The organism is Pseudomonas sp. LAMO17WK12:I10, from assembly GCF_900215185.1.
Taxonomy (GTDB): Bacteria; Pseudomonadota; Gammaproteobacteria; order Pseudomonadales; family Pseudomonadaceae; genus Aquipseudomonas; species Aquipseudomonas chlororaphis.
Map to the genome: position 1 here is coordinate 57,914 of NZ_OBDX01000006.1, position 13,301 is coordinate 71,214.

The 13,301-nt window shown below is 62.8% G+C and carries 11 protein-coding genes; all 11 read left to right on the forward strand.

Features of this window, described 5'->3' with window-relative positions:
- The first annotated feature begins 19 nt into the window (after nucleotides 1–19).
- The gene (locus CRO75_RS09130) at nucleotides 20–1,234 is read left to right on the forward strand and encodes a glycosyltransferase family 4 protein (protein ID WP_097135047.1); all 1,215 of its coding nucleotides are present in this window, start codon (nucleotides 20–22) and stop codon (nucleotides 1,232–1,234) included.
- Entirely contained in the window at nucleotides 1,225–2,328 is a 1,104-nt protein-coding gene (locus tag CRO75_RS09135) for a glycosyltransferase family 1 protein (RefSeq protein WP_097135048.1), read from the forward strand. The genes CRO75_RS09130 and CRO75_RS09135 overlap by 10 nt, the downstream gene beginning before the upstream one ends.
- On the forward strand, nucleotides 2,328–3,725 hold the full coding sequence (locus CRO75_RS09140; protein WP_062824560.1) for an O-antigen ligase family protein: 1,398 nt from the start codon (nucleotides 2,328–2,330) through the stop codon (nucleotides 3,723–3,725). The genes CRO75_RS09135 and CRO75_RS09140 overlap by 1 nt, the downstream gene beginning before the upstream one ends.
- Nucleotides 3,722–4,543: an acyltransferase gene (locus tag CRO75_RS09145; protein WP_009045684.1), complete on the forward strand. Its 822-nt coding sequence runs from the start codon at nucleotides 3,722–3,724 to the stop codon at nucleotides 4,541–4,543. The genes CRO75_RS09140 and CRO75_RS09145 overlap by 4 nt, the downstream gene beginning before the upstream one ends.
- Nucleotides 4,543–5,949, forward strand: a complete 1,407-nt coding sequence (locus CRO75_RS09150) for a lipid II flippase MurJ (protein ID WP_097135049.1) — start codon at nucleotides 4,543–4,545, stop codon at nucleotides 5,947–5,949. Before CRO75_RS09145 ends, CRO75_RS09150 begins: the two co-directional genes overlap by 1 nt.
- Before the next feature lie 115 nt (nucleotides 5,950–6,064).
- Nucleotides 6,065–6,694 (forward strand): DUF1780 domain-containing protein, encoded by a 630-nt coding sequence (locus tag CRO75_RS09155; protein WP_025807520.1) that lies wholly within the window; start codon nucleotides 6,065–6,067, stop codon nucleotides 6,692–6,694.
- Nucleotides 6,695–6,904: 210 nt separating this feature from the next.
- Entirely contained in the window at nucleotides 6,905–7,078 is a 174-nt protein-coding gene (locus CRO75_RS09160) for a DUF3094 family protein (protein WP_009045687.1), read from the forward strand.
- 60 nt (nucleotides 7,079–7,138) lie between these two features.
- The gene (locus tag CRO75_RS09165) at nucleotides 7,139–8,437 is read left to right on the forward strand and encodes an NAD(P)/FAD-dependent oxidoreductase (RefSeq protein WP_009050927.1); all 1,299 of its coding nucleotides are present in this window, start codon (nucleotides 7,139–7,141) and stop codon (nucleotides 8,435–8,437) included.
- A gap of 649 nt (nucleotides 8,438–9,086) precedes the next feature.
- Nucleotides 9,087–9,686, forward strand: a complete 600-nt coding sequence (locus tag CRO75_RS09170) for a fimbrial protein (RefSeq protein WP_097135050.1) — start codon at nucleotides 9,087–9,089, stop codon at nucleotides 9,684–9,686.
- A gap of 49 nt (nucleotides 9,687–9,735) precedes the next feature.
- On the forward strand, nucleotides 9,736–10,461 hold the full coding sequence (locus CRO75_RS09175) for a molecular chaperone (RefSeq protein WP_097135051.1): 726 nt from the start codon (nucleotides 9,736–9,738) through the stop codon (nucleotides 10,459–10,461).
- Between the two features lie 111 nt (nucleotides 10,462–10,572).
- Nucleotides 10,573–13,065 (forward strand): fimbria/pilus outer membrane usher protein, encoded by a 2,493-nt coding sequence (locus CRO75_RS09180; RefSeq protein ID WP_097135052.1) that lies wholly within the window; start codon nucleotides 10,573–10,575, stop codon nucleotides 13,063–13,065.
- Nucleotides 13,066–13,301: the final 236 nt, after the last annotated feature.

The following is a 13,301-nucleotide window of genomic DNA, read 5'->3' on the forward strand; positions in this document are numbered from 1 at the left end:
TCGACCTGGAGTGCCGTACGTGAAGATTCTCTGGATTCTCCCCTACCTGCCCTGGCCCATGACCAGCGGTGGCAAGACTCGCCAGTTTCACTTGCTGCGGACCTTGAGCGAGCGGGGCCACCGCATCACCTTGCTGGTGCAGTCGAAGACCGAGGCCGATGCCGCCACCCGCGCCGCCCTCGAGCCCTGGCTGGAACGCCTGATCGTGGTGCCCCGGCGCCCGCTGAAACACCCGGTCACGGTACTGGCCGGACTGTTCGCGCCGTGGCCGCTGCTGACCACGGTCAACGGCGTGTCGCGCCCCTTGCGCGAGCGCTTCGACAGCCTGCTGCAGGAGCCCTGGGATGTGATCCAGGTCGAGCACAGCTACAGCCTGCAACCCTATCTGCAACCGCTGCGGCGGGCCGGCCGGGACTTCGTGCTCACCGAGCACAACCTCGAATCCAGCCTGGGCGGCGCGACCTATGACCGCTTCCCGGCCTGGGCCAGCCTCTTCGTGCGCTACGACCAATGGCGCTGCCGACAGTGGGAACGCAAGGCGTTCGACACGGCCCGCCAGGTGGTCGCGGTGACCGAAAGCGACGCCCGGACCATGCGCCAGCTGACCCGCACCCCGGTCGAGGTGGTGGTCAACGGCGTCGACAGCCGCAGCTTTGCCGCGGTCTCGGCCGACCCGCAGAGCCAGCGGGTGCTGTTTGTCGGCAACTACGAATACGCGCCGAACCTGGACGCCGTGCAGTGGATGCTCGACGAGATTTTCCCGCGGGTCTGGAGCCTCTGCCCCGAGGCGCGCCTGGCGGTGGCCGGGTATGCCTTGCCGAGCAACTGGGCCGAACGCTGGACCGACAGCCGCATCGAATGGGTTGGCTTCGTGCCGGACCTGCCCGATCTGCAACGGCGTTGCGCGCTGTTCATCGCGCCGTTGCGCCAGGGCGGCGGCTCCAAGCTCAAGGTGCTCGAAGCCATGGCCGCCGGCCTGCCGCTGGTCAGCACCGCGCAAGGCGCCTCGGGCCTGGCCATCCGCCCCGAGGAACATTACCTGGCAGGCGACAATGCCCAGGCCCTGGCCGATGCCGTGATTCGCCTGTTGAGCGAGCCGAGCCTCGCCGCCCAATTGGCCGGCGCCGCCCGCCTGTATGCCCGCCAGCATCACGACTGGGCCGTGGCCGGTGACGAACTGGAACAGATCTACCGGACTCTGCCCTCCACACAGGAGCATCCCGCATGCGTGTAGCCCTCGATTATCGTCCGGCCACGGTCGCTCCCTCCTCGGGCATCGCCCGTCAGGTCAAGGCCCTGGAACAGGCCCTGCGTGCCCGTGAAGACACCGAATTGCTGCTGGTGAGCGAAGCGCCACTGGAGCATGAACAACGCCAGACCGCCTTCTGCCCGGCCTGGCCGAGCCCTCTCGATGGCGTGCAACGCCCCGGCGTGCGCCTGCGCTTCGAACGCAAATTCTTGCCGGCGACCATTCGCGAGCAGTCGGTCGACCTGTATATCGCCACCGCCAACATGGGCCTGCCCATCGGCCACAAGCCGGCGGGCACCCGTTATGTGCTGATCCTGCATGACCTGTTCCAGCTGACCCAGCGCAACTTCCACCGCTCGCAGCTCAAGGCCATGGCCTATCGGCTGATCGACGCCGTGTCGATCGCCTGGTCGATCTGGATTGCCGATGAGGTCTGGTGCCCTTCGCGGTTTTCCTGCAGCGAGGCGGCCCGACTGTTTCCCTGGGCGCGGCCGAAATTCCGCGTGCTGCACAACCTGGTACCGGAATTCCAGGGCGTCATCGGCCCATTGCCGACGGGCCTGCCCGAGCGTTACTGGCTGGCCGTCGGGACACGGGAGCCGCGCAAGAACATGCCGCTCTTCATCGAGCAGTGGCAGCGCTGCCGCCAGGAAAACCCGCAAGTACCGGAGCTGGTCCTGGTCGGCCATGCCAGCGACCTGCCCGCGAACCTGAGCCAGTTGCCCGGCCTGCATTGGGTCAATGGCGTCAGCGACGAGCAGCTGCAGGCCCTGTACCGGCATGCCGACTGCCTGTGGCAGCCCTCCTACGCCGAAGGCTTCGGCCTGCCGGTGGTCGAGGCGCTGTGGCAGGGCACGCCGGTCGCGGTGGCCAGGGGTTCGGCGCTCGACGAGGTCACGCCACCCGGCGCGCGACGCTTCAATGCCCGCGATCGCGCCAGCCTGCGCAACGCGCTGATCGAGCAGGCGCAGGACAGCGCCAGACCCGATCCGGATACCCTGCGCGACTGGGCCCGGCAATTTGCCGAGCCGGCCCACCGCCAGCGCCTCGATACCTTGCTCACAGGGCTCTTTCACTGATGCTGCCAGGAAAATTCATTGGCCTGACCCTGGGGTTGATCTTCGGGATCCTGTTGTGGGCCCTGCCACCGGCAAAAGTCATCTTCGTGGTGATCGGCCTGGCCGTGACCCTGACACTGATCCGCAAGCCGCTGTGGGGCCTGCTGATCTTCGCCGTGCTGGCCACCTGCATTCCCTACACCACGCTGCAGCTGGGGATTCGCACCACGGTCAGTGAAGCGGTGCTCGGCCTGACGTGGGTCGGGCTGTTCTGGCAATCGTTCATCGGCAAGACCCGCAATCTCATGCTCTGGCGTCCCACCGAGCGGGCCATGGTCTGGCTGATGCTGTTCAGCGCCATTCCCTTTGTCTGGGGCATGCTGATCATTCACGCCGAAGGCAACGGCCCGGTGAACTGGGTGCGCTGGCTGATGAACCTGTCGCTGCTGTTCATGGTGCCGCTGCTGCTGCGTACCGATGCCGACCGCGACAAACTGGTGATCGCCCTGCTGCTGGGCACCCTGCTGATGCTGCTGTTGTCGATCGGCATGTTCATCAAGTCGCGCAACGCGATGTCAATGATCCCGATCCTCACCGACCTCAAGTACGCCCACCCGGAAGCAGTGAAGGACATCTTCTCCGCCAACTACCAGCGCATGGCGTCGCCCTGGGTTCACCCCAACCTCACTGGCGGCGTGCTGGTGCTGTTCATTCCCCTGGCGCTGCTCTATGGCTGGACCCGCACCGGTGCACGCCGGGCCCTGGGGCTGGCGGTGGCGATCCTGGGTTGCGCGGGGCTGCTGCTGAGTATTTCCCGCGGGGCGATCCTGGCCCTGGCCCTGGTGCTGATCTGGCTGACCTACAAACGCGTGCCCTACAGCGGCCGGATCATCGGCCTCGGGGCGGCTTTCGCAGTGGCCCTGGTGATGTTCTACCCGCCGCTGCAGGAACGCCTGATGACCATGTTCTCGGCGACCAACGCCAGTACCGAAGTGCGTTTCGAGGAGTACGCGAAATTCCCCGAGGCGATGATGCGCTACCCGCTGGGCATCGGCTTCAAGGTCGACCCGCCGGTACCGGGCACCGACCTGCCGGGCATCTCCAACCTGTGGCTGAACTTCATCTACAAGATCGGCATTCCGGGGATGCTGCTGTTCATCGCCGTCACCCTGTTGTGGTGGCGCGAGGTGCGCCCGCTGGCGCCGATCCGTCAGGTGACCGCCGACAACGCGTTGTGGCTGGGGTGCATTTCCGGCCTGCTGGCGGCCTTGCTGACGGGCTTGTTCGACCACTACTTCAGCTTCACTTTCGTGTTGATCGGTCTGTTCTGGCTGTTGATGGGCATGAGCCTGCAACAGGTCCGGTTGCGCCCGGCCATCACTCTCCCCCTCATCAACCCCAAGGATCGCCAAGCATGAAACATCGTATTTTCCATTCTGCGGATCTGCCGGAACGCCTGCCTGCCCTGGCCTCGGAGCTGGGCGTCAGCCACGATGAACTGCTCGAGGCCTATAGCTGGGGGCTGAACAACGACGTGCTGTTCGTCGAGGGCGACGGCGAGCAGGCGCGCTACAGCATCTGTGCGGTGGATATCGAACCGATCATCGAGCATCCCCTGGCCCGACGCCTGTTTGGCCGTTTGAAGCGGGACATCCCCACCACCCTGGTGCCGCGCTACGGCAAGAACCTGGCCACCCTCAAGGACCGCTGGCTGCGGGCCTGGGAGCAGGCCTACAACATCCTGATCAACAAGATCCCCAGCCATCACGTGCGCATCGCCTGGCTGCGCCTGGGCGGCGCGAAAATCGGCAAGGGCTCGAGCATCTGGCGCAACACCGAGGTGCTGGGGGTGGAAAACCTGGTGATCGGCGATGACAGCGTGATCGCCTGGCATTGTCAGATCGATGCCCGGGCCGGGCTGATCATCGGCGATCATGTGACGATCGCCTCCCACGTGCTGATTCTCGCCGGCGGCCATGACCCGATGAGCCCCGAGTTCTGGTCGGTGTCCGCGCCCATCTACATCGATGACTACGCCTGGATCGCCACCCGGGCGCTGCTCGCCCATGGCTCGCATATCGGTCGCGGGGCCGTAGTGACCGCCAACACCCTCGTGGCCAAGGCCGTTGCCCCCTACAAGATCATTGGCGGCAGCGGTGCCAAACCCATGGGCGAGCGCCCTCACGACCTGAACTACAAGGTGGGTGGCAAAGGCCTGTTCACCCTGTTCTATTGATGCTCGGCAGCACCCTGCTGCTGACCCTGGCGACCCTCGCCGGGCTGCTCGCCGGTTTTGCCCGCGAATGGCTGCTGGTGGCGGCCTGGGGCGCGGGCAGCCGCAGCGATGCGTTCCTGGTCGCGGTATTCATTCCCGAAGCCCTGCGCATGACCCTGGCCGCCGGCATTCTCGCGGCCGCGGCCCTGCCGCTCTATCAGGAACGCGACGCCCAGCGCCAGCACGCCTGGCTGGCCGGCCTGTGCCCACGCCTGCTGGGCCTGGGCCTGGGGCTGTATGCCCTGCTGGCCTTGAGCGCGCCGTTGTGGATCCGCCTGATCGGCCCCGGGCTCGACAGCGAAGCCCAGGCCGAAGCCGCCGCCAACCTGCGCAGCCTGGCCGCCTGCATCCCCGGCCTGCTCATGCACGCGCTGTTCAGCATCCCGCTGCACGCCCGGCAACGTTTTGTCCTGCCGGGGCTAGGCTCGCTGCTGTTCAACCTGCCACCGGTGCTTTACCTGTTTTTCTACGGCCAGGCGAGCCTTGGTTCCGGCCTTTCGCTGGCGTTCTTTCTCGGCAGCCTGCTGATGTGCCTGTCGCTGGTGCCGGCGGTCTGGCAGACCGGCTGGCGCCCCTGGCAAGTCCGCGGGGATGCCGGTGCCGGCCGGGAACTGCTCGGCCGCCTCGGCCCGCTGTTGACCAGCAACCTGGCCAGCCAGGGCCTGGCACTGGTGGAACGGCTGGTCGCTAGCTACCTGGGCGAAGGCGTGGTGACCTGGGTCAACCTGGCGCGCAAGCTGATCAACCTGCCGCTGATTGCCTTGATGAGCCTGAACCAGGTCCTGCTTGGCTTGATGAGCGGCAAGTCCGGCGATCAGCGCCTGGGGCTGCTGCATCGTGGGCTCGACGCCGCCACCCTGCTGAGCCTGCCAGCCGCGCTCGGCCTGGTGGGCGCCAGCCCGGCGCTGATCCACTGGCTGCTGCCCGCCCAGAGCGCCGACGGCCCGCTGCCGACGCTGCTGGGATGGTTCGCCGTGTCGTTGGTATTTGGTGCCTGGAACGCCATGCTCGCGCGTTATGCCTATGCCGCCGGTGATACCAGCACGCCACTGCATTGCGAACTGCTCGGCAGCCTGCTCAACGCCTTGTTGCTGGCGGGCCTGCCGCTGGTTCTGGGGCTGACCGCAATTCCTCTGGCGGCCCTCGGCGGCGTGCTCCTGACCAACCTGTTGCTGATGCAGCGCCAGCAATTGCTCACCCTCATCAACTGGCCGGTGCGCTGGGCAGTCAGCGCCGTTCTGCTGAGCGCGGCGGCGCTACTGTTGCATCCGCTATTGAATGTCTGGCTGCAACTGGGGCTCAGCACAGTGGCCGGTCTGCTCCTGCTGATCGCCCTGGGGCTCTGGCTGAAACCCTGGCGGGCCTGAACGAGCGGCAGAGGGTTGACCTGATGTCACACTTATCCGTTATAAGTGCAGTCAGCCCCCGCCGACCCGGCAGAGTGTATTTCTTGGATCAGCGTTTGGACGCTAAGCTTGGACTATGGATGACTCAGATTACTTGCGCCTGCTCACCATTCAGGCCGAACAAGCCAACGCGTTCCTGTCCAATGCGCGCAAATGGGAGCGTGAGCGTTGGGTCTGCCAACGCCTGCTGCAAGGCTTGAACATCCCCTACCGTGCCGACGAGTTCACGCCCGCCGGGCAGGAGCCGCCGGACGTACTGTTTCGCGAGGCCTGTTTCGAGGTGTTCTTCGTGCTGGACGAAGGCCGCCGCCTCAACGACGAATGGCGCGACGAGTTGCAACGGCGCCGCAGTGCCTTCTCCCTCAGCCAGCTGGTACGGCGAGAGGCCAAGCCCAAGCGCATTCCGGCCAACGAACTGTTGCTCAGGCTGGCCCCGACCCTGCGCAAGAAAGCCCACAACTACAAGGAACGCGGCATGGACCTGGGGGAGCTGGACATCATCGCCTTCGCCAGCCTCAAGCGCGAAGTGCTCGACCTCAACAGCCACTTCCCGCCGCCGACCGAATACCTGCGCCAGGGCTGGCGCTCGTTGTCGCTGGTCGGGCCGACCTTCGCCCGCGTGCTGTTCGCCCACCCCGACGCGCCGGACTTCCTGCGTGGCAACCTGGGGCGCAGCATCGTCTTCGATGTCGGTATCAGCCTGTAAGCCAGCTGGAGCGGAATTTCCCGGGTCCTTCCCGGCCATTCGTGGCATGGCGCAAACACCGCGCGAGTGTTACAAAGCGCAATCGCTCACGGGATGACAAGGCCGGCATCCGCGAGCAGCTATGCTTCGCTCCATGTCGCATAGCCCGACAAGATGGCACTGCGCTGTAACCTTCATACTTTTCGCAACGTCTAGCTGACGAGGCTTTTTATGACCAGCCGCCTGAACCCCGACGACCAACGCCATGTCGAAGAATACCTGCAACTGGCCCAGCACCGAGTCGAGCGCCGGCCCTTCCGGCCGTGGATGCTCCTCGTGATAGTCGTGAGCGTCACCATTGGCCTGGGCCTGCTGAGCCGACTTATCAGTTACCTGACGCTATGAGCTGCATCGCGCTCGCTCGGGTAACCGTACCGATTTCTTTTAGCCTTGCGAGATATCCCCATGACTCATCGTATTGTCATCGTTGGCGGCGGCGCCGGCGGTCTGGAGTTGGCTACCCGTCTGGGTAAGACTCTGGGCAAGCGCGGTACCGCCAGTGTGATGCTGGTCGACGCGAATCTGACCCACATCTGGAAGCCCTTGCTGCATGAAGTGGCCGCCGGCTCGCTGAACTCTTCCGAAGACGAACTCAACTATGTCGCCCAAGCCAAATGGAACCACTTCGAGTTCCAGCTGGGCCGCATGAGCGGGCTCGATCGCCAACAGAAGAAAATCCAGCTGGCCGCCACCTACGACGAAAACGGCGTGGAACTGCTGCCGGCTCGTGAACTGGGCTACGACACCCTGGTGATTGCCGTGGGCAGCACCACCAACGACTTCGGCACCCAGGGCGCCGCCCAGCACTGCCTGTTCCTCGACACGCGCAAACAGGCCGAACGCTTCCACCAGCAACTGCTCAACCACTACCTGCGCGCCCATGCCGGGCAGACCGATGTGGTGGAGCAGATCAGCGTGGCCATCGTCGGTGCCGGCGCCACGGGCGTCGAACTGGCCGCCGAGCTGCACAACGCCGCCCATGAGCTGGCGGCCTACGGCCTGGACCGGATCAAACCGGAAAACATGCACATCACCTTGATCGAGGCCGGCCCACGGGTACTGCCGGCCCTGCCGGAGCGGATCGGCGGCCCGGTGCACAAGACCCTGGAGAAACTCGGGGTCAAGGTCATGACCAATGCCGCGGTCAGCGAAGTCACCGCCGACAGCCTGATCACCGCCGATGGCCAGGTGATTGCCGCCAGCCTGAAAGTCTGGGCCGCGGGCATTCGCGCCCCGGGCTTCCTCAAGGACATCGACGGCCTGGAAACCAACCGCATCAACCAGCTGCAGGTCTTGCCAACCCTGCAGACCACCCGCGACGAAAACATCTTCGCCTTTGGCGACTGCGCCGCCTGCCCGCAACCGGGCACCGACCGCAACGTTCCACCGCGGGCGCAGGCGGCTCACCAGCAGGCATCGCTGCTGACCAAGTCACTGAAACTGCGTATCGAAGGCAAGGCCCTGCCGGAGTACAAATACACCGACTATGGCTCGCTGATCTCGCTGTCGCGCTTCTCCGCGGTGGGCAACCTGATGGGCAACCTGACCGGCAGCGTGATGCTCGAAGGCTGGCTGGCGCGGATGTTCTATGTGTCGCTGTACCGCATGCACCAGATGGCGCTCTACGGCCCGTTCCGTACCGCCATGCTGATGCTCGGCAGCCGGATCGGCCGCGGCACCGAGCCACGCCTCAAGCTGCACTGAATCTGAGCCTGTAGGCCAAGACAAGAGTGCCCCGAGCGATCGGGGCATTTTTTTGCGCCCTGTTCAACACGGACTCAGGCAAACAGGTAGGCAGTTAAAGATCGAAGTACCCAGAGACTTCTCACACTCAATTTCCAACTTTCCACGCAGCTTTAAGATTAGTCTTAATTTTAAAATAGAAGAGCCACCTGACTTAGCCCCCACATCCGAAAGTTGCTCTCCCCCGGGCGTACCGAATACATACGCCTGCCTCCGCGCCACCTCTTATTGCGGCATATAGATAGCTGACCCGATAGTATTCAAGACGCCACTCATGCTCTATCTAGTTGCATTGATAGTTTGCCCTACACGCTTAAACCTTCGACTCCAACCTGAAACCTCTAAGAATCAACCTATGAAAAACAGTCACTTATGTACAAGGATCGAAGATTTTTGCGGCGACCATCCCGTTTAGCTGCCGACAGGCATTCCGACAACTTCATGCCCACCCGATCAATTTTTAAGAATCTTCTTATTGAAATCCTATCAGGCAAAAAAGTATTAGCCGCCATTCAAAGCCATAGAACATTCAATACTTTAAGAATGGTCTTATTGTAACGACCGAAGTGAAGATACAAGATTGCACCTCCAACTTTAGCAGGTACATAAAATGTCCAAACTTCTCAAAAGCATCGTCTCCATGGCTATCGCTGGCGCGGTCAGCACTTCCGCTCTCGCGGCAGATGGCACCATCGACTTCAAGGGCGAAATCATCGCGGCATCCTGCGCCATCAACGGCGGCACCGGCACCAGCGTTGGCGGTGAAAAGGGCAAGCAGAGCATCGCTGTCGACCTCGGCAAGGTCAGCACCGACTCGCTCACCGGCAATGCTGGTGGCTCTACCATCGTTGGCGGTAAGAGCATCAACCTGACCCTGGACTGCGGTGGCACCGCGAACGGCCTGAAGACCGTGAGAATGCAGTTCGACCCGAACAGTGGTTCCGGTATCGACAGCAAGAACAACTCGCTGCTGAAACTCACTCCTGGTGGCGCAACGGGCGTGGGCATCGGCATTTTTAACGGCAGCAACAAGCTGGTGAACATCGCCGCGAACGAAACCATCTCGGGTGACTTGGTGAAAGCCGGCGAAGAAGGGAAAGAAACCTACACCGCCAAACTGGACCTGCGCGCCGGTTATGTGGCGAACGGCGATACGCTCAAGCCAGGTACTGCGAACGGCACCCTGCCGTTTACCTTGACCTACGAGTAACCCGCACCAAAGGGAGGGGCCTGCCCCCTCCCTCCGACCTGGAGCCGCTATGAAAATCTCATTATTGGCGCGCATTGCAATTGCCAGCGCCATGACACTCTCCGCGTCGATGGCCAGTGCCGGTATTACGCTGGATGGCACCCGCGTCGTCTTTGCTGCGCCAGCCAAGGAAACATCCGTCCTCGTCAGAAACCAGGGCTCGAACGACATCATGATCCAGTCCTGGGTCGAGCCAGACAAAAACGGGGCCAATACCGACGTACCGTTCGCCATTACCCCTCCTCTGGTTCGCCTGGGAGGCAACAAGCAGCAGGTCCTGCGCATCCTCTATCAAGGCCAGGGGCTGCCGACCGACAAGGAATCCGTGTTCTGGCTGGCCGTGCAGGAGATCCCGCAAAAAGCCAAGACCGAGAACGCACTGCAAATTGCCATACGCCAGCGCGTGAAGCTGTTCTACCGCCCGGCCAACCTGCCGGACACTACCGCCAATGCAGCCAAGAGCCTGCAATGGAAGCTGGTGGAACAAGGCGGCAAGGCCGCGCTTTCAGTGACCAACCCCTCCGCGTTCCATGTGACCCTTGCCGGGGGCAGCGTGACGCTGCGCAATGGTAAGGAAGCGAGCACCGCCACCGTGGAAATGCTGGCACCTGGGGCAACACGCACAGTCGAGATCAAAGGCTCGACTGGCATGAGGTCCGGAGCCACAACAGTGGAATTCGACAGCATCAACGATTACGGCGGGCTGGACCGAGTCACCAGCAAACTTTCCAACTAACGGAAACAGTCATCACTCGTGTCGCTCGCTAGAGCGCATCGCTTTACCTAATCCGACTTTTTAATCAGGTCAGTGCCTCGGGCATCCGATGCATGATCGAAAGGATTCCGCATGCCCATTTTCCAGAGAGAGCTCAGTTTCAGGATCGCCCGACGGGCGTGCGCGACCTGCCTCGTGGCCCTGGGACTGGCCTCGAAGCTGTCGGCCGCAGAAGCCGAGTTCGCCGACTCCTTTCTGAAAATGGAGGGCACTCCGGTGGACCTCAAGTTTTTTGAGAAAGGCAGTGCCGTTCCGCCAGGTACCTACAGCGTCGACCTCTACCTGAACAATGTGCTGATCAAGCGCCAGGAAGTTACCTTCGCCGCCGACGCCTCCGGGCAGGTCAAACCCGCCATCTCGCTCGGGCTGCTCAAAGAGCTTGGACTCAACGCGGGCAAAGCCCAGCAGGATGGACTCATCGCCGCGGACGCCAAGGATGAGCAGCCGTTCGACGTCAGCGCCCAGATCGCCGGCGCCGCGGTGGACTTCGACGTCACCAACCTGGCATTGCAGTTCAGCATTCCGCAGGCGTACGTCCAGCGCTATTCCCGTGGTTACGTCGACCCGTCGGTTTGGGACGAAGGCATCACCGCCTTCTATAGCGACTACCAGGCCAACTTCAACCGCAACACTAACCGGGGAACGAAAAGCGACTACCACAACCTGAACCTGCGCAACGGTTTCAATATCGCCGGCTGGCGCTTTCGCAACGAATCCGCCCTGACCGGCGGTACCGGTACAAAAAGCGAATTCAAGAGCAACCGCAACTATCTGGAGCGCGACGTCCAGCGCCTGAAAGGCAAGCTTTCCCTGGGCGAGCTGTACACACCTGGCGAGATCTTCGACAGCGTGCGTTTTCGCGGTGCACAGATCGCTTCGGACCTCGGTATGCTGCCCGACAACGAGATCGGCTACGCGCCCGTGATCCGCGGCATAGCTGAAACCAATGCCACCGTGGAAGTACGGCAAAACGGCTACGTGATCTATTCCGCGTCGGTGCCGCCTGGCGCCTTCGAGTTCACTGACATCTATCCCAGCGGTTCCAACGGCGACCTGCAGATCAAGATCATCGAAGCGGATGGCCGGGTACGCGAATATCAGCAGTCCTATGCCTACCAGCCGGTCATGACCCGACGCGGCAACCTTCGCTATAGCGTCACCGCCGGTGAATATCGCTCCAACGACCAACCGTCGCCGTCGTTCACCCAGGGCACAGCCGTCTACGGTGTGACCGATAACCTCACCGGTTATGGCGGCGCGCTGCTCGCGCAAGACTATCGCGCCGTCAACATTGGTGCAGGCGTGAACTCCAGCCTCGGTGGTATTTCCTTCGACGTCACCAGCAGTGAATCGAAGACCCAGAACGGCAGGAGCAACAAGGGTCACAGTGCGCGCTTCCTGTACTCCAAGACGCTGAACGCCACCGATACCACCTTCACCATGGCCGGCTACCGCTATTCCACCGAAGGCTATCGCAGCTTCAGCCAGCACGTGGACGACCTCATGTATCAGAACCGTGCCGGCTTCAGCGCCCAAAAGAGCCGAATCAACCTCCGGGTGAACCAGAGCCTGTCACAACGAGGCTCGTTGTACCTCAGCATGGATGAAACCAACTACTGGAATCAGCAGGGCCGTACGCGTAACTGGCAATTTGGTTATGGCAGCAGCATTGCCAGCGTCAGCTACAACCTGGCGGTGTCACGCACCCAGAGCGATCCCATGAACGGTGGTTCGGATACGCAACTCACCGCCAGTGTCAGCATGCCGCTGGGAGGCCGGGGTAGTTCTCACCGCCTCTCCAGCAACGCCATCAGCTCGAGCAAAGGCGATTCCTCGCTGCAGTCGAATGTGTCCGGCTACCTGGACGACCAGGCGACCCTCAGCTACTCGGCACAGGCAGGCCACAGCAAAAGAAACGGCAGTACGGCCGGCGCCAGCCTGGACTGGGACACCCCCGTCGCCAAGCTGCGTGGTGGCTATAACCAGGGCCGTGACGACAAGCATATCGACCTGGGCGCGTCTGGCTCGCTGCTGGTGCACAGCGGCGGCGTTACCCTCGGCCAGCCGCTTGGCGAGACTTTCGGCCTGCTGGAAGTCCCGGACGTCGACGGCGTCGGTGTATCCGGCTGGAACGCCGTACGCACCAATGGCAAGGGTTACGCGGTGGTGCCCTATATGCAGCCTTATCGCTACAACTGGCTGAACCTGGATACCCAGACCCTGGGTACCGACACCGAGATCAACGAAACCTCCAAGGTGCTGGTGCCAACCCGTGGCGCCATCGTCAAGGCCACCTATGCCGCACAAACCGGTCGTCGCCTGCAATTCGTGCTGCGCGCGGACAAGGGCGATCCAATCCCCTTCGGCGCCCAAGGCTACGACGAACAAGGCAACCCCCTGGGCATGGTCGACAACCTGTCGCGCCTGCTGGTCTTTGGCGTTCCCGACCAGGGCCGGCTGGAGATTCGCTGGGCCGAAGGCAGCTGCATGGTGGACTACAAGCTCCCCCCAACAAACAAGGAGCTGGCTTACGAACGCGTGGACGGCCTTTGCCGGGTCTTGTGAGTACCGTAAACGCCCTTCGCAACGAGGGGCTGGCCACGGACATAGGCGATCACTCCCACATCAGGTTAATTGGCATGAGCCTGGCCAAGCCAGTGCTCTCAGCCAATACATGACCCAGAACCCTCTACTCACCTCATCTATACCGAATATGCCCACCAGACAGCGGATGGCGGCGAAATGAGGGCCGGCAAGGGGAAGGGGCCAATCCAAATCCCCCAATAAAAATGCCCCGAATT

What these genes read in the sequence shown, in the direction of transcription:
- CRO75_RS09135 (WP_097135048.1), top strand. Translation starts at nt 1,225, where the DNA reads ATGCGTGTAGCCCTCGATTATCGTCCGGCCACGGTCGCTCCCTCCTCG.
- CRO75_RS09140 (WP_062824560.1), top strand. Translation starts at nt 2,328, where the DNA reads ATGCTGCCAGGAAAATTCATTGGCCTGACCCTGGGGTTGATCTTCGGG.
- CRO75_RS09145 (WP_009045684.1), top strand. Translation starts at nt 3,722, where the DNA reads ATGAAACATCGTATTTTCCATTCTGCGGATCTGCCGGAACGCCTGCCT.
- CRO75_RS09150 (WP_097135049.1), top strand. Translation starts at nt 4,543, where the DNA reads ATGCTCGGCAGCACCCTGCTGCTGACCCTGGCGACCCTCGCCGGGCTG.
- CRO75_RS09155 (WP_025807520.1), top strand. Translation starts at nt 6,065, where the DNA reads ATGGATGACTCAGATTACTTGCGCCTGCTCACCATTCAGGCCGAACAA.
- CRO75_RS09160 (WP_009045687.1), top strand. Translation starts at nt 6,905, where the DNA reads ATGACCAGCCGCCTGAACCCCGACGACCAACGCCATGTCGAAGAATAC.
- CRO75_RS09165 (WP_009050927.1), top strand. Translation starts at nt 7,139, where the DNA reads ATGACTCATCGTATTGTCATCGTTGGCGGCGGCGCCGGCGGTCTGGAG.
- CRO75_RS09170 (WP_097135050.1), top strand. Translation starts at nt 9,087, where the DNA reads ATGTCCAAACTTCTCAAAAGCATCGTCTCCATGGCTATCGCTGGCGCG.
- CRO75_RS09175 (WP_097135051.1), top strand. Translation starts at nt 9,736, where the DNA reads ATGAAAATCTCATTATTGGCGCGCATTGCAATTGCCAGCGCCATGACA.
- CRO75_RS09180 (WP_097135052.1), top strand. Translation starts at nt 10,573, where the DNA reads ATGCCCATTTTCCAGAGAGAGCTCAGTTTCAGGATCGCCCGACGGGCG.